Source organism: Paenibacillus sp. PL2-23, from assembly GCF_040834005.1.
Classification (GTDB): Bacteria; Bacillota; Bacilli; order Paenibacillales; family Paenibacillaceae; genus Pristimantibacillus.
In genome coordinates this window covers 1306929-1332659 of record NZ_CP162129.1, presented here as the reverse complement: position 1 = coordinate 1332659, position 25731 = coordinate 1306929, and the positions used below count along the sequence as shown (strand labels likewise).

At 52.0% G+C, this 25731-nt stretch carries 17 protein-coding genes; 1 reads left to right on the top strand and 16 read right to left on the bottom strand.

The annotated features are described in order from the left end of the window. Positions 1 to 14 precede the first annotated feature (14 nt). The 3 genes from AB1S56_RS05720 to AB1S56_RS05710 all read right to left on the bottom strand — a co-directional run bounded on the left by AB1S56_RS05720 (position 15) and on the right by AB1S56_RS05710 (position 6058). Positions 15 to 1565 (bottom strand): S-layer homology domain-containing protein, encoded by a 1551-nt coding sequence (locus tag AB1S56_RS05720; RefSeq protein WP_340872408.1) that lies wholly within the window; start codon positions 1563 to 1565, stop codon positions 15 to 17. 23 nt (positions 1566 to 1588) lie between these two features. Beyond that, positions 1589 to 5104, bottom strand: a complete 3516-nt coding sequence (locus tag AB1S56_RS05715; protein WP_340872406.1) for a PA14 domain-containing protein — start codon at positions 5102 to 5104, stop codon at positions 1589 to 1591. 384 nt (positions 5105 to 5488) lie between these two features. After that, the gene (locus tag AB1S56_RS05710; RefSeq protein ID WP_340872405.1) at positions 5489 to 6058 is read right to left on the bottom strand and encodes a Uma2 family endonuclease; all 570 of its coding nucleotides are present in this window, start codon (positions 6056 to 6058) and stop codon (positions 5489 to 5491) included. 747 nt (positions 6059 to 6805) lie between these two features. Between AB1S56_RS05710 and AB1S56_RS05705 the strand changes: the two genes are divergently transcribed. Beyond that, the gene (locus AB1S56_RS05705) at positions 6806 to 7690 is read left to right on the top strand and encodes a hypothetical protein (RefSeq protein ID WP_340872404.1); all 885 of its coding nucleotides are present in this window, start codon (positions 6806 to 6808) and stop codon (positions 7688 to 7690) included. Between the two features lie 460 nt (positions 7691 to 8150). Here AB1S56_RS05705 and AB1S56_RS05700 read toward each other — a convergent pair whose 3' ends face one another. From AB1S56_RS05700 to AB1S56_RS05640, 13 genes are all read right to left on the bottom strand, one after another. After that, complete coding sequence (locus AB1S56_RS05700) at positions 8151 to 9512, bottom strand: hypothetical protein (RefSeq protein WP_340872402.1); 1362 nt, start codon at positions 9510 to 9512, stop codon at positions 8151 to 8153. Positions 9513 to 9729: 217 nt separating this feature from the next. Beyond that, positions 9730 to 10524, bottom strand: coding sequence for a hypothetical protein (locus AB1S56_RS05695; protein WP_340872400.1), 795 nt, complete (start codon positions 10522 to 10524; stop codon positions 9730 to 9732). A 516-nt stretch (positions 10525 to 11040) separates the two neighbouring features. Next, on the bottom strand, positions 11041 to 12033 hold the full coding sequence (locus tag AB1S56_RS05690) for a right-handed parallel beta-helix repeat-containing protein (protein WP_340872398.1): 993 nt from the start codon (positions 12031 to 12033) through the stop codon (positions 11041 to 11043). A 186-nt stretch (positions 12034 to 12219) separates the two neighbouring features. Further along, positions 12220 to 13200, bottom strand: coding sequence for an NERD domain-containing protein (locus tag AB1S56_RS05685; protein ID WP_340872396.1), 981 nt, complete (start codon positions 13198 to 13200; stop codon positions 12220 to 12222). A gap of 196 nt (positions 13201 to 13396) precedes the next feature. After that, a complete protein-coding gene (guaA, locus tag AB1S56_RS05680; RefSeq protein WP_340872395.1) occupies positions 13397 to 14935 on the bottom strand; it encodes a glutamine-hydrolyzing GMP synthase in 1539 nt (512 codons plus the stop codon). A gap of 576 nt (positions 14936 to 15511) precedes the next feature. Continuing rightward, positions 15512 to 18196, bottom strand: a complete 2685-nt coding sequence (locus AB1S56_RS05675; RefSeq protein ID WP_340872393.1) for a transglutaminase-like domain-containing protein — start codon at positions 18194 to 18196, stop codon at positions 15512 to 15514. After that, a complete protein-coding gene (locus tag AB1S56_RS05670) occupies positions 18183 to 19514 on the bottom strand; it encodes a DUF58 domain-containing protein (protein WP_340872391.1) in 1332 nt (443 codons plus the stop codon). The genes AB1S56_RS05675 and AB1S56_RS05670 overlap by 14 nt, the downstream gene beginning before the upstream one ends. After that, positions 19511 to 20554 carry a MoxR family ATPase gene (locus AB1S56_RS05665; protein ID WP_340872389.1) on the bottom strand — a complete coding sequence of 348 codons (1044 nt, stop codon included), beginning with the start codon at positions 20552 to 20554 and terminating at the stop codon, positions 19511 to 19513. The genes AB1S56_RS05670 and AB1S56_RS05665 overlap by 4 nt, the downstream gene beginning before the upstream one ends. 79 nt (positions 20555 to 20633) lie before the next feature. Beyond that, positions 20634 to 22127: a polysaccharide deacetylase family protein gene (locus AB1S56_RS05660; protein ID WP_340872387.1), complete on the bottom strand. Its 1494-nt coding sequence runs from the start codon at positions 22125 to 22127 to the stop codon at positions 20634 to 20636. A gap of 240 nt (positions 22128 to 22367) precedes the next feature. After that, a complete protein-coding gene (bcp, locus tag AB1S56_RS05655) occupies positions 22368 to 22841 on the bottom strand; it encodes a thioredoxin-dependent thiol peroxidase (protein WP_340872385.1) in 474 nt (157 codons plus the stop codon). A gap of 69 nt (positions 22842 to 22910) precedes the next feature. Continuing rightward, positions 22911 to 23702: an ABC-2 family transporter protein gene (locus AB1S56_RS05650; protein ID WP_340872382.1), complete on the bottom strand. Its 792-nt coding sequence runs from the start codon at positions 23700 to 23702 to the stop codon at positions 22911 to 22913. 6 nt (positions 23703 to 23708) lie between these two features. After that, positions 23709 to 24503 (bottom strand): ABC-2 family transporter protein, encoded by a 795-nt coding sequence (locus tag AB1S56_RS05645; protein ID WP_340872381.1) that lies wholly within the window; start codon positions 24501 to 24503, stop codon positions 23709 to 23711. Continuing rightward, positions 24500 to 25534: an ABC transporter ATP-binding protein gene (locus tag AB1S56_RS05640; RefSeq protein WP_340872380.1), complete on the bottom strand. Its 1035-nt coding sequence runs from the start codon at positions 25532 to 25534 to the stop codon at positions 24500 to 24502. Before AB1S56_RS05640 ends, AB1S56_RS05645 begins: the two co-directional genes overlap by 4 nt. Between the last annotated feature and the right edge of the window lie 197 nt (positions 25535 to 25731).

Sequence of the window (25731 nt, the reverse complement as noted above, 5' to 3'; positions counted from 1 at the left end):
CCTGCTCCCGTTAGTTACGAATGTTGGCTCAGCGCACGATCTATAATGGCTGCAACCTGCGCTCGCGTCAGCGAGCTCTTCGGATTGAAACGACCCCTGTCGTCGCCCTTCATCAGCCCAGTGGACCAGACCGCTTGTACGGCTTCGGCAGCCCAGTCAGCGATGTCGCCTTGGTCTCCAAAGGAAGGCTTGCTTGCGGCGGAAGAGCTTAGCTCGAATAATGATAATGACCGGGCAATGGCTGCGGCGGCTTCTTCTCGCGTCATGATATCGTTAGGGCGGAATTTCCCGTCATAGCCCTTGATAATGCCCAGCGTGACCATCGTTCCGACAGCTTCCTCATAATAGCTGCTTTTCTCTACATCTGAGAATACCGGTGCGCCAGCATCAGGCAGATCAACGCCCTTCCATTCCAGCGCGCGATTCAGCATGGTGACGAAATCGGCTCGTTTGATATTCGCCTCCGGCATATAACGCTGTTCATCAACGCCCGTTACGACATGCTTGGCTGCCAGCGCTTGAACAGCAGCCTCCGCCCAGTGCTCCTTCATATCCACAAACCGTTTGTCATACTCCAGTACAGCGTAATAAGAGAAATGGGCGGCATGGAACGTAAATACGCCATTCTTCAGAATGCCTGGCACATAGACTGCCTTCTCCCCGTCCACATCATAGATGCCTGCAAGACTTAAGCGCAGCTTCTTCTCTTGCTCCTCAGTCAGCTTGAGAGAGACGGATACAGGCTGCTTCATCTCATGAATGACCGACTTGCTGTTTCCTGTAACGAGCTCGATCACGACCGACAACGCTACTCCTACCTGGCGTAGACTGCTGTCGGAAGCTATGGATTGCTCCACGATTTCCTGGGCATCCTTGGTCCATGACGTGTTAACCGTAATACGAATCCGAGAGTCCTCTCCGCCATATACTCCGATCGCCCCAGCCGGGAAGAGCAGCTTGTGCTCCCCGGAGGTCAGTAGAATCGCCTTGCCCGCTTCATCAACCGCACGAAGCGACTGGGCTGGCATTTCCAGCGCAGTGCCCAGCTCTGCCGCAGAGGCAGGCAGCTCAATCGTGATCGATTCGCCGGGCGCGTTAAGGGCGGACGCCAGCATATTGCTTTCCGCTACATATACGCCATTCCCGCCAAGAGACGGCTTAACATGGCTTTGGTTCGATTGTCCGGGATTGGACGGGATTACCCCTATAGGCGGCAACTGGAGCATAACCGCAAATGCTTCGGTCCTTTGCTTGTCTCCATAGCCCGCGTATACCGTATATTTGCCATAAGGAGCAAATTCCGCTTGTGTCGGAATGCCGACTCTAACGGAATACCTGCCATTGGTCGGGCTGACCGCATCCAGGTAAAGCATTGCGCCTTCGGGTCCCACGACTTTCACAGCGACATCGTGTTGTTGATCGGGCACTGTTCCCGAAATGACGATTTCCCCTCCGCGCAAGACCTCCCTTGCACTTAAGGAGACCGTAAAATCCTGAGCTCCGTAGGCGTGCAGAGACGGCAGCAGCAACAGCAGCGCCAGAATGCCTGCAATATAATTTTTCACGTGTTACCCTCGCTTTCTTCCGGTTACTTGAGCTCGACCGATCTTGCCAAGCTTAGAGGCGCCTTGCCTTCCATGCCGAATGAATCGAACACAAATGCACGCACCTTATAATTGCTGCCCTCAACCTCGAAGTGCTGAGACAATACCGTTTTGTCCCCTTTAATCGGCACAGCGTTGATCAGTACCGGAATATTGCCGTCCATTAGCTGGAAGACCATGTAAGCGGAGCCCTCATAAGGCGCCCTGCGGACGACGTTCACATCCATGCTCAATCCATTGGCTCGCTTCACATTGCCGGTAATGGCGAATACATCATGAATGCTGTTTACCGTGAAGGGCTTGTCATTCCAAAGCGGCAGTCCCGCTTCGCGTCCGACACCTTCATCAGCCTTAACGCGTACGCCAATCTGGCCAATCGCGTGTGCAACATCCCCAATCGGCAACGGATTAACCGTTACAGGCTCCCATGTTGAACCACCGTCAAGCGTAAATTCATAGTCGGACAGCGCATCAAAGCCAGGGACAGTCTTCCAGTAGAACAGATTATAGCCATCATCCACAACAGGACCGTACGGGGAAGCAATATCCATTCCAGTAACGGCAACCTTTGTTAGATCTGAATTGTTGCGTTCATCCACTGCGCGAACTACGAACTCGTAGGCTTCTCCAGCCTGCGCGCTCTCGATCATTTGACTATAGTGGCGCTTGCCTTCCTCTGCTGGGACATACAAGCTCCAATTGCGTCCAAGCTTGTCGGAGGTTTCATAAATGCGGAAGCCGCGAACGTCGGAAGCGCTCGTCTCATCCTCCGCCACGCTCCAGGCCAGCGTAACATGACCCGAACGATCCAGGCCGCCAGAAGCGTTCTGTACAGCCTCCGGCTTGCTGTCATCCCTCACGATCGTATACTCATCGAAAGGTTGATCTTCGCCCGCTCGGTACGATTCCACCGTAAAGCTGTCCTTGGTCATCCTGATCCCGGAGAAAATCGGCTTTTTGGGCTGCTCCTTCACAGCACTGTAATAATCATCAATATCATTGCGAATGTCGTAATATTTGGTACCCGCAGCGTTATTGATCATATACATCGTGCCCTTGGGATTAAGCGGGTTGCCATTAGCGTCCTTCTTGACATCCAGCACCGCCTTATCGCCATACATCTGATGCGTTCGAACATAGGAATGATCATGGCCCTGCAGAACAACGTCAATACCCAGCTCGTCGAAAACAGGATACAGCATGTCCCTCAGCTCATAAATCTCCGTTTCCTTGGAATGGCCGCCTACAGAATAAATCGCTTTGTGAAAGGCAACGACCTTCCACTTCTTATCTGTCTCTGCCACCTCACGGCGAAGCCACTCGATTTGATGCATAAAGGATTCGCGTTGCCGCGCGTCCCAGCCCATGTCCATCGTGTTAAGAATCATAAAGTGGGCGTCGCCATAATCGAAGGAATAGACGCTGCCTGGCGGAAGCGGATCATCTATCTGATCATTGGGATAATTAAAGTGATAATAATAGTTATCATTGTATGGACCCTCGTGATTGCCTACTGCCGCCATAATGGGCAAATGCATTAACGTTTGTTGAGGCTTGCCAAAGTAATCCAGCCATTGTGATTCCAAAGCCCCGCCATCTACCATGTCGCCTGTCATAACCAGGAATTGGGACTGTGGAAAATGTTCAACCGCTTGATTCAAGGTGTTCGCCCACACCTCATAATCCCCGCTGTTTCCACCCTGCGAATCGGTCATATACAAAAACTCAAATTCGCTCTCATTGTCTGCTTCGGTAACAAATGTGCCCGTCTCGCTCCAATAACCGTCGCTTCCGAGACGATATTTGTATGGCGTTCCCGGCGTCAGGCCCTCTACAAGAGCTTTGTGTCCGATAAATGAGATGGTCGTAAAATTGGTGTACTTCAAATTCTGAAGCACTCTCGACTCTCCCTCGAATCGCAGCTTGTTAGGCGAATCGAAATTTTCGGTTGCGCGCACGACTTCCACAACACTGTCCATTGCATTCGCAGGAGCGTCGTCCGGGTAATTGTAGCTTGTATACCAGGCGAACGAGCGGCTGGTCTTGGCGCTTCCATACAGCGACATTGCGATTGCGACAGGTGAATAATCAATTCTCATCGATTCGTTATCGATGGCATAGACAAACGAGCCTATAGCTTGTCCATCAATGGACTGCAAGCCTGCTGATCCGTCGTACTGCAGCTTCAAGGACTGACCCGCGATAATCTCCTGCTCCGGAACCAGATGAACGATGGAGGCATCCGCTGCGTTTCGTTCCAATGCTTTGATGGCAATCTGTCTGCCTTCCGCATGCAGCAGGAAATGTTTGTTCAATTCCTGCGGAAGTGCTGCCAGCTCATGAGAGAGCTTCAGATCAATGACTTGTCCTTCCGCCCTTGCTTTGCCGCCGATCGGTCCCATATAGTCCTTAGGCAAGGACAAAGCGCTGGCTGGCACAAGCTCCTTGGCAATGCCGGGTCCCGACCATTTCAAAAACAGGTTAGCCCCGCCGAAATGCTCGAAATATTCCATTTTGATATCATATTTGCGTCCCGCTTCGAGCGTGATCAGCCGGCTTTCCTGTTCCTTGTCCCACTCATCGACCCAAAAGTCAATTAGCGGGCTGCTCATATCATCAACCCAGAGCCGGAAGCCATTGTCCCCGATGACATAAAACTTATATTCGCCCGTAGCAGGAGCCTCGATCTGACCTGTCCATCGAACACTGGCCGTATCCTCCATACCCGTCATTCGAGCGAGCACCGGGTTCAAATCCGCAAATTGGATAGAGGGATCAACAGCCGCAGCTTTTCGCTCGTCGAATGCAAAGTTGCCGCTAGGCCCCATATTCGTGTAATACTCGGCATACAGCCCTTTATCCTTTGGAAGCGGCGTTGACTCCCCCCTTAGCTCCAGTGAAAAAAACAAGTCGGAGCTGGAGGCTGAATTCTGATGAACCTCAACGGTCATCACATTGCTTCCACTCTCCAGCAGCCAAGGATCAATCGCAAATACATTCGCCGCGCGATCCGTATCAACGGCCTCGAGAGCTACAGAATTGTAAGCAATGGGACCCGTTCGCATGTTTGTTCTGTATACTTCATTGCCATTCAAATAAACAACGGCCCCGTCATCCCGAATAAGAGCAGCCGACAGCTGCTTAATCTCCGAAGCGTCATCTACCGTAAATTCATGCCTGAAATAAGCGGTAATCGGCTTATTGGCAGCATTAGAGCCGTATTGAATGATCGTAGCTAACGGCAGGTCTCCCCCGCCATAGCCTAGTGGAGCAGCTCCAGTCTTCCATTCGGTATCATCAAAGTCGTTGTACCTCCACGCCGTCTTCTGATTAGAACCGTCGTCCAGGTACTTCCAAGTGCTGTTATGGGCAATCAAGAGATCATTGTCCTGCGCCATATTATATTGCAGGCCAATAACAGGCGCTGGAAGCACCAGGAATGCGCATAACAGGATCCACAGAAGACGATTCGCTTTCGTCTTGCTCAGGTTCAACTTCACTACTCTTCCTCCTATCACAATCTCTATGTTTGTATACAGCCTATCACAGTATATCTAGCGTAATGTTTACTATCAAGATTAATATAGTTATTTATTTGTAAAGTTAATGATTTGTTAATGTTAATAAATAATTAATTTGTGTATTGTGAAGATTTTTTGTTGAAAATATATAAATTTAGTGATTATTCATGAGTTCATTTCTCAATTTTCACCCAACAAACGCGATGGCGCTATTTTATCCGTGATTGATAGCGGTTGAAAAAAAAACCTTGAAAGGCGTTTAGCCAATCAAGGTTATGAAGTAACCAAAACTACGTTCCCAGATATTCGAGCGCTTAATGGAGCAGAAAAAAACCGATTCCCACAGGAATCGGCTTTATCGTATTAGGCTTCCAAGTTAAACAGCTTGCCAAGCGATATTTGAAAATCCTTGAACACATTCGACCGCACGTTATCTTGCTCTGTATATAAGTCGCGTACCTGATACACGCCATCCTGCAGCGCATACACATGAACCGTGCGATTGCCGGGATCGACGATCCAATATTCTTGAACGCCATACTTCTCATATAGATTGAACTTCTCATTGTAATCCTTAAGCGCTGTTGATGGCGACAATACTTCTATAATCATCGTCGGAGCGCCGTGACAGCCGTTCTTGGAGATCTGATTCTTGGAGCACACCACCGACAGGTCCGGCTGCGTAACATGGTCAGGTGTATTATATTGATCGCTCTCGCTGAAGAATACGTCGAACGGAGCGACAAACACATAGCAGCTCCGATTCTGCAAGTGCGTTCGAAGTGCGAAATGCAGCTCTCCTATAACGAACTGGTGAAGGGCTGTTGGAGCCGGTGACATGTTATATGGCTTGCCGTTAATTAATTCCCATGCTCCATCCCATAACAACCAATCTTGATACGTGTGCTGCTTTTTCTCATCCGGATTCGACACTTGGATCTACCTCCTTCGGATTTTTATCTTTTTACAACCTATCTATAGTTCACCTTTTCTTATCTGCTCGATGATTTCGTTCGTCGTAATAATCTTACCTTGCCTGATATCATCTTCGGATTGCTGGATCATTACTTGTGAAAATCTGGTTGCGTGTACCTAAATTATAACACATATCGCTTCAATTCTTAGCGTTGAGTTGTTACCCTCACCTAACGACTGCACAAGGCTCTTTATTTGGAGGACCTGGATTAGTTTCGACAAACTTTCTCTCTTTTGCTAACATTTTTTTCCTCATTGGCCCTCTCTAGCTTGACCGCTTCCATAAATTCATATGGGGATAAGTCATGGCTTTCTGTGAATACGGAAGGGTATTTTACTCGAAGTCCCCTCTGATATAACTTGTCCATAACTATATGACGCGTTCCATCCATGTGCAAGCGCGAATTCCCGTACCTTTTCATTGGTGGCATGGACATAAACGGCTGATTGCGCCATGCCTTGATAGGCGATAGATGTCATTTTGTCCTCCTGTTTCCGTTTTTTCGAAATCCGATTTAGCTGAGAGAACTTGCCTGAGAGCATGGTAGCTGTTGACGTTCTTTCGGCCATGCTTATCGTAAAAATTGTTATTTCATGGTATTATATCCTTGATTCCATTCAAGTTTTTTCGTCGTTTCAATATCGCATTATTGATTGTATCCTATGTAATCTGCCTGCGAAGAAATATAAGAAGGAGTGGTCTGTTTGGATATCTTGTTTTCAAAAGCCATTTGTCTGCATGTAACGACTTACGAAAGTTTATCTGACCGCGGGAGTTCTCTTGTCCCGTTCATCAACGATATACTGATCGCCTTCGTGCCTTATTTGAAGAAGGGACTCGTGATCGAACTGGAGAAAACCAATCACCGCTCGCAGAGAATGCTCTATAACGAAAAAAACATCAATAAGGTTTATAAAATGTTGCTGAACCAAGAGCTTGTACAACTGCTGATTATCGACTACTATGAATGGGATGATGATCCCCATTACGACGAAGACGCTCCGCCAGCCACCTATCCTCAGGATTTCTGCTTGGGCATCTCTTGCAATTATGCTTCTAATTTCCCCACCCGGTCTCAGGAATTATATAATTATCCGAATGGAATAGGTTTTTCACTAAGTGACAGAGTACTAGGGGGGCACATCCCGCAGGACATTCAGCAAAAATTCATAGTCCTGTTTGAACGAGCACTATCCATTTCAAGAGGGGTTACCGGATTTATAACATACGAGACTATTGCCGGGTCTAGCCCTATGATGACACCTTTTGAAAACTACTATAAAATCCCTCCGTTCAGTAAGCCTGGTTACAGACATCATGTCAAGGGCTACTTCTGGATGAATTTCCTGAGTGAACTCCATATCGCCAGCCTGGGGGGGCTCGATTACATAACAGAACACGCTCCATGCTTCTCGCAGAAACGATGGCCGTCTGGTGTACAGCTTCAGCTTAGCGCCGATATTAACAACTACTCCGACGATCAGCTCAGAGAGCTTCGAGCGTTCTTGTCTCCACTGTTCCCGCCTAATCTCGAACAGGTGACCCCTTTGGAGTTCTACGGAAATCCTATTCACAGATTAGTCGAATAAACCATTTGCATAGGAGCTCCGTGACTAATACTGACGGAACTCCTATGCATTTACTGCTTTTTCATGGAGGGAAAATAATGGCAATTTAGCTCCAATAATGGCTTTGCCTACCCGATAGACCACATATCCATCCCTTCCACAATTGTTCCCTAGTCCAATTCAACTCATAGATGATCTGGTTGTCCAACTATGTCACTCCTCATTTATTTTATTTATCTTTATTTTGTTTACGTGATAACGGATCGTTTTCTGATAAACTTCACCTTAAAGGTGCCCCTCTCTTTGGGTGATGTTGTTCCAACAAACACCATTCTACCAAATATCAGGGTACCTTTTCATATTTTTATGTAGCTTTACTTTCGTAATTCAGGTTCAAAGAAAAAACCTTGATAGGCACTAAGCCAATCAAGGTTTTAAATTCAGTATTTTCCGAGTCCGTTTGATACCCAACCTTACTATGTTACCAATTCACATAAGAGGACACGAAGCCTGCATACTTGTCCATGAAGCCCCAGGAATGAGTTGTGTTGCTCTGATAATTCCACGTGTCGTCATATTGTGTTGGCGAATAGTCGAGAGATATGACATCCGACAGGCTGAAGGTCTCGCCTGTGTTGTTCGTGATGGAGATCGTGAAGGCGACTGAATCCTTTTCGTTCAGCGCAAATTCGCCCTCAGCATAAGATAACTGCTGCCAAGTCCCTTCAGTGAAGTAACTTTGCTCATAGAAGCCGGCGTTTTTGGTAAGGCTGACCACATCTGGACCGCCAGGGTTAGGGTAGACCGTAACCATTAAACCGCTGTTACGATCCTCATAGTTGAACGGATTGTACATGCTCGCCTCTTCCTTCGCTGTAAGAACGGGCACTGTAAAGCTGTACGAGCCTCCTCCAGCGCCCTGAAGGCTAACCGTCATGCTTCCGCCATTAAGCATATCGCCTGGTACCTGGGCATTCATACTGAATGACTCAAAGCTGGCAGGCTCATAGTCATAGGCATAGAACAAGCTTCCATTCACCCATTCGCGTAGGTGCTGCGCATAGCTTGGTGAATAGTCATATTGCACGGAGTAATCCGTTAACGGATTAGTCTGCTGCTTCTCCTCAACGGTAACAGTGAAGTCGAGCACATCATTCGACGTATCGTATTGCGGAATACCGGTTTTGATGATCTTCAGCTGCATCGGGTACGTTCCAGGATATTTCAAGGATACTGGAATCGCAATTGGTGTGACTCCGCCTTTGGCTGCATACACTTCGTTCAGCGTGCCCAGCACCACACCATCGAATACGACATCGACCCGCGCCGCATCGCCTAGATCACCATTCAGCTCTTTCAAGTCCGCGGTTACTATAAACTGCTCATTAGGAGCTATATGGGAAGGCGCTTGCAGATCGTCTAGCACTAGGTCGGGACGAAGAAGCACCTGCGTTTCCCCAGTTAGTGTCTGCTCACCCTTAAGCTCATCATGCTTGAATGTAATCTTCGTATTGACAACTTGATGGCGCTTTATATTGTTTAAAGTGAGCGCAGCAATATTGGGATAATTGGATACATTCTTAAATTTCTTATCTATTACCTTCTTGCCGGTAATCGTGTCATAGACCTCAAGCTCTACCTTCTTGAGCTCTTGTGGAGGCATATAGTCTCCAGTATTCGAATAGACTTGCATCGTCAATTCCGTGTTGTCTTTGCCCATCAGCGCTTGTAAGGCCAGGTTGAAGGTTGCATCTGTTTTTTTGGGTGCAGCGACGGCCGCGCCAGAGAGCATGGACGTCAGAAGCAGAGTGAAAGCGAGGACAATAGACAATCTTTTTTTCAAGCAAAAAAACCTCCTCAAAGTATTTGAATAGGTATCTATGCGTACATATGATTTGTCTAGTTAGCAGCTTGGCACGGGATACTAGATAATAGTATTAGATTTTGAATATTTATACAAGTATGCAGGAATAAGGAATAACAAACATAGACTTTTCACAACATGCCTCATGGCTCTTCCTGTTCAGTTCTCTAGGTACAATTGGGAATCATGTCCTAATTTAGCAAGGCAAATAAGCATCGGGTACTCGCATCAGATAGGCCTTGGAGCTATCGATCCGGATATTGGTTCCTGTATAGAAGACGATTCTGTCTCCCTTAGGGGACCAGTCTAGTCCCGTTACGTAATGGTCCTCCAAGATACGCGTCCCAACGTCGATGCGATCGGTTGGAATGAGAAAGACCTCGTGATCTCTTGCATATGCGATCCACTTCTTGTCCGGGGACCAGGTCGGACTCTGCAGGTAGTGGTCGCTGATTGTCCATCTTCTCCCCGATTCGAGGTCCAGGATGATTCCTCGATGACCATTACCGTTCCCGAGAGATTCATTGATGAATAGCCACTTGCCATCTCTAGATAGCCTGCTCCCTGTAGTCACCTTAATGCTGAGCGGGGTGGTTATATCCGTATAAGCATCCGTTCGAAAGTCATAGGACATGATGACACTTTCACGGCTCCCTTGTGCCGTGCTCTGGAAGTACAGTTTCCCATCGTATGGCGAAAAATCCACATCACCTGCTACGTAGAATTGTTGCGGATGAATGATGGATTCCTGCTTCGACTGGACATCAATGACGCGCAGCTGACTGTCGCCTGTTACACCGTCATAATCGTCATAAGGTGTCTCGAAGTAATAAAGTTTAGTCCCCTCCGGATCCCAGGCTGCATTAGAGAAGATAAACCCAGACTCATGGATGTTCCGGAATTTGATCCGATCCTTAACATCCGCCACAATCAAGTGCTCGGATTCATTCAGAAGAGCCAGTTGGTTACCATCAGGTGACCAGCGGACCAATTGTGCACTCTTTGTGATGAATACGAAATCACCATCGACCGTTCTGGGGAAGGGAAGCCCTTGGACCGAGATGAAGAGAATGAGGATTACAACCACGACAAGTAACGAATAGACTATTCTCTTCACTGCAAGTACTTGGATTGAATCTCGATTATTGTACGTGAAGCGGGTTGTACGAACGCTCTATACCAAGCGTCTTTCGTAGAGTCGAATTCTGCCTCGCTAAGTCCTAGTTCTATATCAGTTTTGGTAGCAAAGAACAATACCACTTTAGACATAACTCCTCCATTATTTCTTTTTGGTATGGCGATAGTTTTATTGCCTGAGCTACTAGTTTTCTGTTTCATGACCGTATACCAATAGTATACTTGTCTCTCGCTCGCCTTTCTAGCGATAAGCTGCTCGACGGACTTGTCATCTCACTCCAGAACCACTTGATTTCCTTAAACAAAAAACCTCCCACCTGCAACAGCTCACAGATAAGAGGGTCCCGCACTTTTTATCCAAAATAAATCCTTAATTCACGCTTCCCTTGTACATATTGCCGGATGGGCTGCGCGTGTTGCCGGAGGCTGTGGCCGTGGCGCCGTTATCGGCATTGACGACATATGGGGTCGCGTTGTCGAGATATAACGTATTGCCGGTGAAGCTGGCGTTCTGTCCCCAGCCGCTGGCGCGTTCATGCACCTGGAAGGCATCTACGATCTTGCTGTTGCCGTTGCGGTAGCCGACGTTATTCTTAATGATGTCGTTGTTGCCCTTCACATCAATGAAGCTGTCCGCATAATTGGCGCCTGAGATGCCCGTTCCGTTGAAGGTGCAATTCTCGACAATGGTGCCCGAGGAGCCTTCCTTAATATCCACATGCTCAGCCCGCACATTGGGACCAAAGGATACAGAGGAAATCCGGTTGTTATTTGTTTCTTTCTTATAGGTGCCCCATTTGCCGATGTCCGAGCCTACATATACACCTTCGCCGTATTCGGGATTCAGCTTCCCTGTATCGTATACGGTGGAGTTCTTGATGACATTATTGGAGCTTCCGTCCCGGTAATGCACGCCTTCTTCACCGATGTTGTACACATCGACATATTCGATCCACGTGTTATTGGCATGGTCGAGCATGATACCCTTCTTGGCGTTTGTCACCTTCACATTGCGGATGTCGTAGTAGTCGCCGGTCACATAGAGGGCGTAGCCGCTGGAGGTTGTGCCGCCATTCAGGATCGGCTTATTGGTGGAGCTTGCTCCTTTGATTGTAATTTTGGCAGAGGCGGTGCCATTCTTGGCCGCAACAAAGTTGCCCGTAAAGGTCACGCCCGCTGCAAGGGTGATCACATCGCCAGGCTGCGCATTAGCAAGTGCCGATGTGAGGCATGAAGCGGTGCTGCAAGTAACGGATGCGGCCTGGGAGGCAGTTGGAATGCCGAATAAAGCAAGCGAGAGAATAGCGGTATACACGACTGCTTGGCGTAGCTTGAATGAAGCGTGTTGAACGTTGAACATCATATCACTTCCCTCTCTTTGAATGCGCTTACTGTTAGCGCTTACAAATAACACTGTAGTCGAATCGCGCCATTTCGTCTTGTTTAAATCCTATATGAATTGGTATATTTTTCGTAAAATGTCGTGTAGAAATATTTTCACAAAAAAATCCCCTTCAATCTGCGATAAACGCAAATGAAGGGGTGCACCTCACGAATTAAAGATATTCAAAATTGCTTCTCCATACTTATCCAGCTTCCCTTTACCAAATCCCTTTACTCCTAATAACTCCTCTGTCGTTCGTGGATACTTCGTAATCATATCCTCCATCTCAGCGTTGTTGAATATGTAGTAAGCCTTTATGTTCTCGGCTCTTGATGTTTGAAGTCGATAGGCTGTCAATTCCTCACGAAGCTGCTCTTCGCCTTTCTTCTGATACTCTTCGATGGCAAGCTGGTACTTAGCCTCCAAATCCATATTAATCGGTGTGTTCAATCTGACGAGCAAATTGGCAATATCGAACATATCCTTTTCAGGAAGATCGTATAGATTGGCTTTATCATTCTGAAATTTCTCTAAGGTAGCTTTAATCTGATCATACTTAATAAGCGTTCTATCAATTTCCGCCGGACACTTATACTTCTTGATTATCGTTTTAGGATTTGCCATAACTACAAGCGACAGGATTGGCATGTTGTTAATTTTCAGCTCTTTCGAGAGTACATGCTTTAGAATATCGATATGCCTTTTATTCTGCGTAACGGGGCTGTAGATCCCTTCCTTATACTCTTTACCGAACTTATTTTTTATTGTTCGCACAAAATTGCCATCTTGATCAATGGAAATATTACCGCTCAACTTTTTTGTTTCTAAGATGCAGGTAAACTTATTAGAAATGACCACAAAATCAAGCTGTGCGACATAATCCTCATATGCCACCCTTACATCATGCAGACATAATATGGGGAGGAACGAATTTTTCAGTTCAAAATAAACATTATTTTCGCCATCTAATCCGTATTTAAGAAGCTTAATATCTCTCTCGATGTTGTCCTTCTTTTCCCCGTCAAAAACTTTATCAAGCAGCTCATTAAGAGCAGTTAGTTGATCATTCACCTTAGAAAAGTCTTTAACAAAAGCAGGACTTTTGATTGTTCTTTTCTGGCCAAACAGCATATTAAATATAGACATGTAACAATCCCCTTGTAATTATTCCGATAACTGATCGCTAGTAGGAGTTAAGACATAGTAAGATTATACCATGTATTTACTGAATTGGGCTGGTAAATTCATTGGTTGCACCACAAAAAAATCCCCTTCATTTGCTCAAATGAGGCAAATAAAAGGGATTTTATTATTGAATTCTATAGATATAGCTGAGGGAAGACTACTCCCACTCGATCGTCGCTGGCGGCTTCGAGGTCACATCAAACACAATGCGGTTGACGTTGTCCACCTCGTTGACGATACGAACGGAGATTTTCTCCAGCACATCCCAAGGGATGCGGGCCCAGTCAGCAGTCATGCCATCAATAGACGTGACGGCGCGGATGCCTACTGTGTAAGAGTACGTACGGGCATCGCCCATTACGCCGACGCTCTTCATGTTCGGAAGCGCCGTGAAATATTGCCAAATCTCGCGGTCAAGACCGGCTTTGGCAATTTCGTCACGCAGGATCGCATCGGATTCGCGCACGATATGCAGCTTCTCTTCTGTTACCTCGCCAAGCACACGAATGGCCAGACCCGGACCCGGGAACGGCTGGCGCCATACGATAGCCTCCGGCAGACCGCACTCCTCGCCGACCTTGCGAACCTCGTCCTTGAATAGTGCCTTGAGAGGCTCCACCAGCTTGAACTTAATGTCCTCCGGCAGACCGCCTACGTTGTGATGGGACTTGATCGTCTGTGCCGTAGCGGTGCCGCTCTCAACGATGTCCGTATAGAGAGTGCCCTGAGCCAGGAATTCAAAGTCATCCAGCTTGTCCGATTCTTCCTGGAACACATAAATAAACTCGTTGCCGATAATTTTGCGCTTCTGCTCGGGATCGTCCACACCGGCCAGCTTGCCGAGGAAACGCTCCTTGGCGTCGATCTTCAGCACCTTCATGTCGAACTTGCCAACGAAGGTCTCCATGACGCTCTCCGCTTCGCCCTTGCGCAGCAAGCCATGGTCGATGAACATACAAGTCAGCTGGTCGCCGATAGCCTTGTGAAGCAGAATGGCTACTACAGAGGAGTCTACACCGCCCGACAGCGCGCAAAGAACCTTTTTATTGCCAACCTGCTCACGAATCTCGCGAACGGTATCATCAATGAAGGTCTCCATAGACCAGTTGCCTTCGCATTTGCAGATGTTGTACAGGAAATTGCGAATCATCTCATTGCCGTATACGGAGTGGCGCACTTCCGGATGGAATTGTACAGCGTACAGTCCACGTTCCGGATGGCTCATACCCGCGATCGGAGCATGCTCCGTGCTTGCATCGACGCGGAAGCCCGCTGGCGGCTCGATAACGAGGTCGCTATGGCTCATCCATACCGTCTGTACTCTATCCAGTCCCTGCACAATATGGCTGCCCTCTGCAAATTCCACTTCGGCTTTGCCATATTCGCGTTTGCCTGCGCGCTCCACCTTGCCGCTCAGCTGATGGGACATCATCTGCATGCCGTAGCAGATGCCGAAGATCGGCACGCCCAGATCATATACCGCCGGATCGACAAGCGGAGAATTCACCTCGTATACGCTAGCCGGTCCTCCCGAGAATACAATGCCCTTCGGCTGCAATTCCCGGATCCGTTCTACCGGCGTATTGAATGGCAACAGCTCACTGTACACGCCCAAATCGCGGATGCGGCGCGCAATCAGCTGGTTGTATTGTCCACCGAAATCGAGGACAACAATAATTTCGTTTTGCTTCGTCATGACCGAGCCTCCCTCAATTGATCTACTAATTATATATAAGGCGCTCTGAGCCCGTCAAGGCGATAACAGCAGGCTTCGCGCGGCGCACCTGCAGAGTGTGGCACACGCTCCCGCAAGCGTCTGCTGGCGGATCGTTTTGGTCATTGTTAGCTTGAAAACAAAAAGCCGCTGAAGCAATCAAGCGTGCCAGATATGCCTATTCGTGCTGGGCGGGCAGTTTCGAGCAATTAAGTGTGTCAGTCAGGAACGTCTATTTGTGCTGGGATGAGCGATCACTAGCAATTAGACGTGCCAGGAACGTTTATTTGTGCTGAGATAGCTGGTTGCGAGCATTTAGACGTGCTAGAAACGTCTATTTGTGCTGGGATGGGCGGTCGCGAGCATTTAGACGTGCCAGGAACGTCTATTTGTGCTGAGATGAGCGAGCGCGAGCATTTAGACGTGCCAGGAACGTCTATTTGCGCTGAGAGGGGTGGTCGTGAGCAATTAGACGTGCCAGGAACGTCTATTTGTGCTGGGATGGGAAGGGCCGCGCGCGCTCAGTCGTTAGCGTTCAGCCCTCCACCACCACAATACCTATTTCAACGGCTCGTCTGCTACGCTGTTCGGCCTCTTCCATTGCCGCGCCGGCTCGCGTGGCTCGCGCGCGATAAGCTTCGCGCAAGCAAGCTTCAGCTCCGCGGGCGCAGGGGCGCTCGCCAGCTCTCCGGGAGCGGCGTAGCGCGCTTCCTCCACCCATCTGGCGATACGCTCCAGCTCGGCGCGCCGCTCCGCGCTCATGCTTGCGCCCAAGCTGCGGATCAGCTCCCGCATCGTCATGCTGTCGCGCTGCATCATAGCGCGAGCCGCATCGGAGCCTCGCGGCACGCGGCTCCACAGCAGGTCGATGAGCGCCTCCGCGACATCGACCAGCGCGCTCCGCTGCTGCGCTGCGGCTGCCGCCGCCTCCGCAGCGGCAGCGCTGCGCGGCCGGCGCGGGCCGAGCCCGCCCTCGGCGCTCGGGCTCGGCGCCCGCGCCGACTCCCGCGCGGCGAGCTCCGCGCACGCCGCGCGATAGCGCCGCTGCGCGAGCGCGAGGCGCAGCCGCTTGCGCCGCGCAGCGGCCAACGCGCCGCCGACCAGCGCCAGCGCCGCGGCGCCTATGGCGGCCGCCGCCGCAGGCTCGGCCGCCGCGCGGTTCGCGGCGAGCTGCGCGCCGCCCGCGAGCTCTCGCGCGAAGCGCGATACGGCAGCGGCGGTATGCTCCGCCGCCGCTTCCAGCCGCTCGGCCAGCGATAGCCCGCTGGCCGTGGCGGCCGCTGTGACGGCTGCGCTGCCTTGCGCCGCAGCCGCCATTGATCCGCCGCCGGCTGCTGCGGCGGCGGTTATAGCTGAGACGCCGTCGAAGCCCGGCGTCGGATCGAACGGCACCCAGCCCGCACCGGGAAAATATACCTCCACCCATGCGTGAGCGTCCGAGCTTTTCACCTCGTAGAGGCGTTCGTGCTCCCCTTGTGCAGGCCGAGACTGAGACTGGGACCCTTGCTCCAGCCTCAGCTCGTCGCCTTCCACATCTACCGGCGTGCCAGGCGCGAACCCTTTCACCCATCTGGCTGGAATGCCCTCCGCCCTCAGCAGGACGACCATCGCCGTGGAGAAATGCACACAATAGCCGCTCTTCTGCTGGAACAGGAAATGATCCACAAAATCCGTTCCCTGAGGCGGAATTTGGCTGTTCGTCTTGGTATACACATATGCGCTCTTCAAATATTGCTCGATCGCCTGAACCCGGTCGTAACGGCTTGTCGCTCCGCCGCCCGAAATTTCGGACGCCAGCGCACGCACACGAAGGGGCAGCCCCGAAGGCAGCTGCAGAAACGGCGCCAGCTCCTCCTCCGTCAAGCTGCCATCCACAGCGGCTTCTCCCGTCAGAACAGACGCGTCCGGACCCGCTTGCCCATCATCCAGCGAACGAAGCACGGCTCCGTCCGTAACGGGCAGACGGCTTAACGTCGTATATTGACCAAGAAGCCATTCGCCGGATTTGGCGTACAACGAGCCATATTCATCGCTGGCCAAATAGCTGTCCAGCATTCTACGCGGATTGGCGCCAATCAGCTCCGTCACCCGGCCATCCTTGCCCGCCATAAATATCGGCATCCCAGGACTCGGCGTCTCCCATCTGACGACCTGCGTAATCCATGCTCCCTGCAGGCCGCGTCCGCCCTCCACCTCTGCCGAAGCTTCGCTGACAGTCTCTGTCGCCTCTCGCACCTGCCGCAGGATCAATTCCAGGCTGGGATTGCTCCAGCCGGAGCCGTCGTAGATCGCCTTCGCCTCCCCGCGCCAATACGTACGAAGCGGTGAATACCCCCAAAATATCGTAGCCGGATCATCCGCAACGGCTGCCCCCAGCAGCGTGTCGTCGAAGCCGTAGCCTGTCAGCCCCTGGCCCGGTCCCCCTTCGCTCAAGGTGCCCAGCGTTGACAGGCTGGCTTGTCCGTTGTTCAGTCGCGCGATGCCTTCCTCCAGCCTCTCGCTGAACGATCGCGTCCACTCCGGCGGCGCTAGCTCCCACTCCTTCCCGCCAGCAGCCAGCAGCGCGCACCCTACGACGATAAGCGTGACGAACATCGAGGCCGCGATCCAGCTGCCCTCGACAGCCTTCAGCCGGCCGATCCCCGCCTCCATTACCCTGCGGGCGCGAGGCAGCGCGACAACGGCTGCCAGCAGTACCCCTTCCGAGGAAGCGCGTACTACACCGCCCATCACATCCATCCCGAGCCACACGTGCAGCGCGACCAAATAAAGCAAAGTCGCTCCCGCAATGCCAAACGCAGCCTGACGGAGCCACACCAGCGCCTGCAGGGCCGGCGCCAGCATAGCCCATCCCACGAACAGCAGCAAGGTCCGCAGCTCATCCGACATCGCCCACACGCCTTGCTCCGCCATAAGGCCGACATGCCGGACAAGCATGCCGGGGAATGACAGCAGCCATTCCGCTCCGCTTTGCCCTTGCTCTTTGAACAGCCACATCAGGCAGCACACGATCAGCAGGGAGTAGATGATCACAGCGACAACGCCGTTCAGGCGGAACAGGCCAGCGGCCAGAATACAAGCGATAATCGCGAGCAGCGGCGCCGGCTGATAAATAACCGCCCACTGTGTCGAATGAACCCAGGGCAGCAGCCACTCCGCCAGCAAGCCGAACAGGAGCAAGCTTGTGACTAACCGATACAGCAAAGAAGGATCAAGCCCTTGCTCTTCCTTATCCCAGAGCATAAGCACCCGCTCCTTCCGCTGTCGATCCTGCCGGCGTTCCCGCTGGAACGCTAGGCGCGCTTTGAAGCCATCTTACGGGAATGCCTCTGCCCTCCAGGTGACGCGCTTGCTCCCTCATCGCGTAGGACAGCACGCCTGCGCTCGTGAACAGCAAAAGCTCCAGTCGGAAGCCCTGCGCGCCAAGCTGATCCGCCAGCGTTGTCCATCGCGAACCATTCCTCCAGTCCGCAGAATACATACGAAGTGTCCGGCCTGACATGGGGCTGCCGCCAAGCCGCTCCAGACCCTCCCATTGATGAGGCTGCTTGGACGGCTGGAGTCTGGCCAATCTGCTCCGCAGCTCCATCAGTCGAGGCGCCGGCTCCTTGCCCTCTGCACCCGCAAGTCCAAGTGTCCATCCCTCAGCCAATATCGTAACGGCAATATTCTGGGATACGGCTCTGGCCGAATCGCCGAGCAGCTGTCCGATACAATCGTCCAATAAAACGTCGTCCCCCGCATAAGGGGCGGCGAATTGATCCAGCGCGACGTACAGCTGAAGCCGCGCAGCTCCGGTATATACCTTCGTGTGGAGCCCTCTGCCTCTGGCCATCGCCCGAAAATCCAAATGCCTGAAGGAATCTCCGTCCGCATAAGGCCTCGTGTCCGGTCCAATTCCCGCATTTCTAGTCAACAGGCCGTCATTCCCGTCAGAGGGCTCCGCGTGCAGGCCCGGATTCAAGCGCTGTATCCTATCGTCGTCGAGCCTGCTGAAGAACGATGGATCGCCTGGCTCCCGAGCGGGATCAGCCGGCACCATAGCAGGCGCAACAAGCAGCTCTCCCTCCAGCTCGAATTCCCGGCGAATCGACATCAGACCGAACGGATCTCCGCAGGTCACGGACACCGACCGGAGCTGATATACGCCTCGCTTCAGCCCCTTCAGATTCCAGCTGGCCTCCAGCTCCTTGGCGAACATGGGGGCAAATACAGCTCTAACCGACTTTTCTTCTGCTCGCATGCTGCATGTATTGCACAGCGTATCCTCCACCGCTATCCATGCCAGCGGCAATCTCAGCTTCCGCGTCAGCGTCAAGCCTATCGCCAGCTCTTCTCCAGCGATTCCTTCTCCCGCCGGAAGCGTGCGGCTGACACCGATTCCTCTTATCGCGGCTATAGGCAGAAGCAGGCTCATCATCGTTAAGCCGGCCAGCAGCGCAAGGAGAAACCATTCCAGCGCACCGCCTCGTGTCACAACGGCATATACGGCAAATCCGGAGGCGGCCGCTATGAAGGACCAGCCCCCCCATCTCGGCCGATATCGTCTGCGCTGGCTCATCTCCATCTTCCTTTCGCAGCGGGAGCCGCTGCTTCCTTCGGCACCGGCGTCGCTGCCGCAACTTGCCTGATCAAGGCTGCAGCATGCCTTCCTCCGAAGCCCGCGCCCCCTCGAAGCGCAATGCGGTGGCTCAGAACGGATTCTGCCGTAGCCAGCAGATCGTCAGGTATCACATAACGCCTGCCCTCGATATAGGCGCTCGCCTGCGCCGCACGAAGCCAATCCCGCAGCGCCCGAGGACTCACTCCGAGCAGAGCCTCCGGCGAACGCCGCGTCGCGTCTGCAATGTCCACCATGTAACGCATCAGTGCCGGATGCACATGTCCTTGCCGGGCTTCCGCCTGCATTTGCAGCCACTCCTGCACCGCCAGCACCGGCCTCAGGCGCTCCGGCTCCATTCTTTTGCCGCTTGCGTATTGCTCCAGCATTCTGTTTTCATGCTCCGCCTCCGGATAGCCGATGGACAGCTTCATCATAAACCGGTCGAGCTGCGCCTCCGGCAGTCCGCTGGTCCCTTCGAAGGTTAACGGATTTTGTGTCGCGATCAGCATGAAGGGAACAGGCAGTCTGCGAGTTTTGCCCTCAATGGTCACTCTACGCTCCTCCATCGCTTCCAGCAGCGCCGATTGGCTTCTTGCCGAAGCTCGGTTTAATTCGTCCGCCAGCACGACATTAGCCATTATCGGTCCCGGACGGTATACGAGCTCGTTCGTTTTCGGCTCCAACACCACACCGCCAATCACATCGGCCGGCATCATATCGGATGTAAATTGTATGCGCCGGAACTCTCCCCCGACCACTCTCGCAAATGCGCTGGCCAGCATCGTTTTCCCCACGCCCGGCACGTCCTCCAGCAGCACATGTCCGCCTGCCAGCATGGCAGTCAGCGCTTGCTTGATCATGTCTTGTTTCCCTAGCAGAACACTCTCTATTTTTTGCTGAAGCCGATGCAGCAGCACCTGCGGCGGCTCTGCCCAATGCCTCGCCGACTCCTCGCGAAGCTCTTCTTCCTTGCTATACCATACATGTGGAGAGATCATAGCCGAATTCACCTCCTGAAAAATAAATCTATCTATTTTTCAGTGTCACCACATTTAAACGGGTTTAGACCTGCTAGATTCACGGATGCTCCTGAATCCATACCTCTCTCTGATCTTTCGTATAGACGTAATCCTCGATCAGCAAGCCGAACTCGCCAAGCGTTGCTCGAAGCGGTACCTCGACATCGGCTTGATGCTCTGCATCGGCAGGCGGCCAAGCGTCGCTTATCCAGAACACGCGCTTACCCATGAAGCTGGCTTCAACAACACCGGAGCTCGTATCCAGCTCGGCTTCTGCGCCCAGCCATTCTGTCAGGCTAAGCAGCGGAACCTGAATCGCTCCGTCTATCAGCCTGTATTGATTCGCTTCCAGCACGAGACGCTCTTCTCCACGGTGAACGATAAGCGCCGGCTCGCGATAAGCGGAGAGCTGGCGTTGCCCGCTGGCGTCGAGCTCCCTGCCGAATGCGACGAGCCTCTCCCTGTCGCTGGCTTTGAGCTTGCCTCTGCTCCACTTCGACTGCTCCGCCACCTGGAATTGCATGGGCTTGACGTCGTCCTCCAGCACCTCGAACGAATAACCGAGCGCTTTATAATATTGAATAATTTGCGGCAAGGCTTTGACCGATTCTTCATGTCCCGTACTATCGTGCAGCAGAACATTCAGCGTATCCGCAATCCTGGAGGCTTTGATGTTGGCTACGATTTCCGACGCCGGCACGCCGCGCCGCTTGGAATCGCCGCTGTCCACATTCCAGTCATGCACACTGTAGCCCGCAGCATCCATGGCTTCAAAATAACCTTGGTCCATATTGCGATACGATCCGCCCGGCGCTCTCATTAGCGTTGTTCTGACGCCTGTTGCCTTGAATATCTCGTTGTCCGTCTGAATGATCTGATTCGCGAACTCCCCGAAGCTGCCGTATAGCTCCTCGTATTTATGATTATAGGTATGATTGCCGATCGCATGACCCTCTTCGACTATTCGTTTGGCGATTTCGGGATATTCCTCAACATGCTCGCCAAGCACGAAGAACGTAGCCTTTATCCCTTCCTGCTCCAAAATGCGAAGCACCTCCGGCGTATGGCGGCTCGGCCCATCGTCGAATGTCAAATACACAATCTTGCCTCGCTGCCGGTCAGCGCCGCTCTCTCCCTCTCCTCCGTTGGCTTTGGCTAATTTACCTTCTTGTACAGCTTGAGCTTCTCCAGCAGCTTGCGCCGCTTGGTTTGCTTCCTTCGCTTGGTCCCCTTGCGCCGCTTGGTCTACCCCGACTGCTTGGGCAGCATCTCCTACTTCTGGCCCTTCTGCTTCTGCTGCTTCAGATGTTTCTGCCTTTTCATCATCGGCCTTAAAGCCTTCTCCCGCTTCCGTCCCTGTTCCAGCTCTTGAAGCTCCTGGTCCTCCGCTCAGCAAAGTACGCGCCTCGTATTGCAGGGATACCGTCTTCGTATAGCTTGTCCCCGCTGCCTGCTGCGCTAATTGTCCCTGCCGCAAAGCTCCCCCTCCAAGCTCCATAATGCCGAACCATACCACAGCCGCACAGATTGACGCCATCACCACTCGCCGCATCGTCCTTGCCACCCTTCTCTATCATCAAAGTGATTATGATTAATCAAGTTGATAGAGTATATGAACTGCGTCTCGAGGACATGCCTACACTTGCGAGATTTTAACATAGCTTCGGAGGCTCCCCACCTTGGAGCGAAACCCGGCTAAACGACAAAAAACGCGGCCAGCTCCCACTGACCGCGCACACTATTTCCTCAAACCTGCCCCGCACCATCATTTAGACGTGCCACACACGCTTAATCACTTCTTCTTAAGCCCCCGAGCCGCCTCCAGCACTTCCTCGGCATGGCCCTTGACGCGCACCTTCCGCCACTCCCGGACCAGATTGCCTTGGGCGTCGATCAGGAATGTTGAGCGAACGATGCCCATATACTCTCTGCCATACAGCTTCTTCTGCTGCCAGACGCCATACTGCTTGCATACCTTATGCTCCTCGTCCGCCAGCAGCAGGTAAGGCAGCTCCTTCTTCTCCACGAAGCGTTGGTGCGATTTCACGCTGTCCCCGCTAATGCCGAGGACGACGGTATTCTCCCCTGCGAACGCCGAATAGTTGTCCCGCATATCGCAAGCCTGCACGGTGCAGGTCGACGTCATATCCTTGGGGTAGAAGAACAGCACCACGTTTTGCCCCCGAAGGTCCATTAGCGATACCGTCTCCCCGTTTGATGCGGGCAGCTTAAATTTTGGCGCCTTTTTGCCCAGTTGAAGCGTCATTGCTCACTTTCCCCTCTCATACTAGTTCAATCGTTCCCGTCACAGACAGCCGCCTTCACCCTTTAAGCTTTAAGATCCCGCTCCGCGGTACCTCTTCACGCCGTGGTTCCAGAACGCCAGTCCAATGCCGAACACGATCAAGCCCATAACCGGCGTCAGCAGCGCCAGCTGTGACAGATCGTCCGCTTTTTTCTCCAGGAAATAAGAGGCCGGAATAACGCCTACAAATGCGAACGGCAGCAGCCAGGTCAGGACAAATCGAATCAGCTTGTTATAAATATTGACCGGATAACGGCCATAGTTCTGAATGTTGTACATGAGCGGCACAATACCGGTCGGAGCGTCCGAATAAAAGGATATCGCGCTCAGCGCCGTATACAAGCCCGCATAGATCAGCACCGCTCCCATGACGAGCAGCGCCAGAATAAGCAGATCCACCGGATGGAAGGGCAGGTCCATCTTCGCCCAGCAATAAGCCATAATGCCCGCCCCCACAAATGAGCCGAACATCGACGGGGGATCTACATTTTCGAATAGCACCTGGAACAAGCTGTGGGCTGGACGAGTCAGCACCCTGTCCATCTCTCCCTTAACAATGTAACGCTCGCTGAAATTCCAGATGCTGAAGAAGGTGGCGAAGATGCCGAACGGAATCATGAAGAAGCCGTATACGAACACCACCTCCAGCTCCGTCCATCCCCCCAGCGAAGGGGTATGCTGGAACACAATAAAGATAAAGATCAGGTTCACAATCTGGAACAGCAGATCGGAGAGCACCTCAATCCAGAAGTCTGCCCGGTAGGTCAGCCTTGTTTTCGCATAGTTTTTAATATATTCCCAGAACAGCGACGCGTATCTCATTCTCCATTACCCTCCTTGCACGAACAGCCGCTTGCGCGCCGCTCGCCACGTCAGCCAAATGGGCAGGAGCAGAACGGCAAACCAGGCTATCTGAAGCCCCAGCACGCCTCCCGCCTCGCCAAGCGGAGTTCGTCCTGTGAATACCGAGCTGGGCAAATACGTAATCGCCTGGAACGGCAGCCACTCCATGATGCTCTTCAGCCAACCCGGGAAAAAAGCGATCGGCACGACAACGCCCGAGAACAAGTCGACCATTACACGCTTCATCCGCATCATGCCTTCGTTATTTTCCACAAAAAACGCAAACAGTCCCGTCAAAATATTAATTTGCGAATTAATCAGGAAGCTGAGAAATAACATGGCCAGATAAATCAGCCATACAACAGGATCTGTCGGGAGCTTGACCGGGAAGATCAGGCAGACAATAATCATGCCGGGCACCATGAAGAGGAGCAGCCGGAACGCGCCTTCCCCGAAGCCCTGCATCATTTTCACCAGCAAATAAGAATAAGGACGAATCAGCTGCACGGCTACGCTGCCATCTCGTATTTCGTTCGCGATCTCGCGGTCCAGGTTGTTGAAATAAAAGGCTCTGGCCATCCACGAAACCGCAATATACGTTGTCATCTGCGCGATGGTGAAGCCTGCGAGGGAATCCTGCTCCCCATAGATCGCCTGCCACAGGAAATAATAAGCGCCAATGTTGATCGCATAGATGACGATTCCGCTGTAATAATTGACCCTGTAAGCCAGCATCATCAGGAACCGAATCCGTATAAAATCGAAATAAGCGCTCATCATGACGATGCAACTTCCTTGTTGGCGGCCGCCGCGTCGGCTGAGCCCGATTGATAGATACCCCTGACAATTTCGTCTGTATTGGTCTCGAATATTTTGATATCGCGAATATCCGCTCCGCTGACCACGCGAGCCATTGCCTCCGATACACTGACCTCATGCGGCACAAACAGCTTGGCCGTCACATCGTTCTCCATCGTCCAGCTCACCGCAAGGCCTTCCGTCAGCGACTGAAGCTTCGCAAGAGGCGTCTGTATGGCGAATTGAAACTGAATATCACGACCCTTGCTCCACGTCGTCTTCAGCTTGTCCAAACCGCCGTCATAAATAATTTGTCCGTCATCCAGCATAATGACGCGGGAGCAGAGCGCTTCAATATCCTGCAGATCATGAGTGGTCAGCAGAATGGTTGTGCCTTCCTCCTTGTTCATCTGCATCAGGAAGTCACGGATTTCCGTCTTGACGACGATGTCGAGACCAATGGTCGGCTCGTCCAGGAATAGAATGGACGGGTTATGCAGCAGGGAAGCGACCAGCTCGCATCGCATCCGCTGTCCGAGACTCAGCTTGCGGACCGGCCGATTGAGCAAGTCGCCGAGCTGCAGCCGCTCTACGAGCCTGTCCAATCTCCTGCGGAAATCCTGCTCCGGCACTCTATACACCTTGCGCAGCAGCTGGAACGACTCAATGACGCCGATATCCCACCACAGCTGAGACCGCTGGCCGAAGACGACGCCGATTTCGTTGACGAACCTCTCTCGATCCTTATAAGGCACGAAGCCGTTGACCTTCAAGTCGCCGGCAGTCGGCACGAGAATCCCCGTCAGCATCTTGATTGTCGTCGATTTGCCCGCTCCATTCTCTCCTATGTAGCCGCATATTTCACCTTGCGGGATTTGAAAGGAGATGTCCTTGACTGCCCTAACCTCCCTGTATTCCCTCTTGAACAAATCCTGAAGAGCGCCCTTGAGGCCCTCCCGGTTCTTCTGCACGCGGAAGTCCTTGCGCAGCTCCTTCACGTCTATTGCCAGCATTGTGCTTATGGCTCCTCTCTCGCTTCGACATTTCCTGGGAAATAGCGACTATATTGTGCCCAAATTGATAAAACTTGCAACTATCAAGGCATCAGCTTTATAATTTTATGATATGTAATCATACATCAGTTAGCTCGATGCGTAAACTGTGCATTTTATTAGAACAGTTCCGCAGCCCTCTGCTTCCGAAGCTTGAA

Bases quoted from the DNA above. Each gene is read 5' to 3' on its own strand.
- AB1S56_RS05690 (WP_340872398.1), bottom strand. From the start codon at position 12,033: ATGATGTTCAACGTTCAACACGCTTCATTCAAGCTACGCCAAGCAGTC.
- AB1S56_RS05685 (WP_340872396.1), bottom strand. From the start codon at position 13,200: ATGTCTATATTTAATATGCTGTTTGGCCAGAAAAGAACAATCAAAAGT.
- guaA (WP_340872395.1), bottom strand. From the start codon at position 14,935: ATGACGAAGCAAAACGAAATTATTGTTGTCCTCGATTTCGGTGGACAA.
- AB1S56_RS05675 (WP_340872393.1), bottom strand. From the start codon at position 18,196: ATGCTCTGGGATAAGGAAGAGCAAGGGCTTGATCCTTCTTTGCTGTAT.
- AB1S56_RS05670 (WP_340872391.1), bottom strand. From the start codon at position 19,514: ATGAGCCAGCGCAGACGATATCGGCCGAGATGGGGGGGCTGGTCCTTC.
- AB1S56_RS05665 (WP_340872389.1), bottom strand. From the start codon at position 20,554: ATGATCTCTCCACATGTATGGTATAGCAAGGAAGAAGAGCTTCGCGAG.
- AB1S56_RS05660 (WP_340872387.1), bottom strand. From the start codon at position 22,127: ATGCGGCGAGTGGTGATGGCGTCAATCTGTGCGGCTGTGGTATGGTTC.
- bcp (WP_340872385.1), bottom strand. From the start codon at position 22,841: ATGACGCTTCAACTGGGCAAAAAGGCGCCAAAATTTAAGCTGCCCGCA.
- AB1S56_RS05650 (WP_340872382.1), bottom strand. From the start codon at position 23,702: ATGAGATACGCGTCGCTGTTCTGGGAATATATTAAAAACTATGCGAAA.
- AB1S56_RS05645 (WP_340872381.1), bottom strand. From the start codon at position 24,503: ATGATGAGCGCTTATTTCGATTTTATACGGATTCGGTTCCTGATGATG.
- AB1S56_RS05640 (WP_340872380.1), bottom strand. From the start codon at position 25,534: ATGCTGGCAATAGACGTGAAGGAGCTGCGCAAGGACTTCCGCGTGCAG.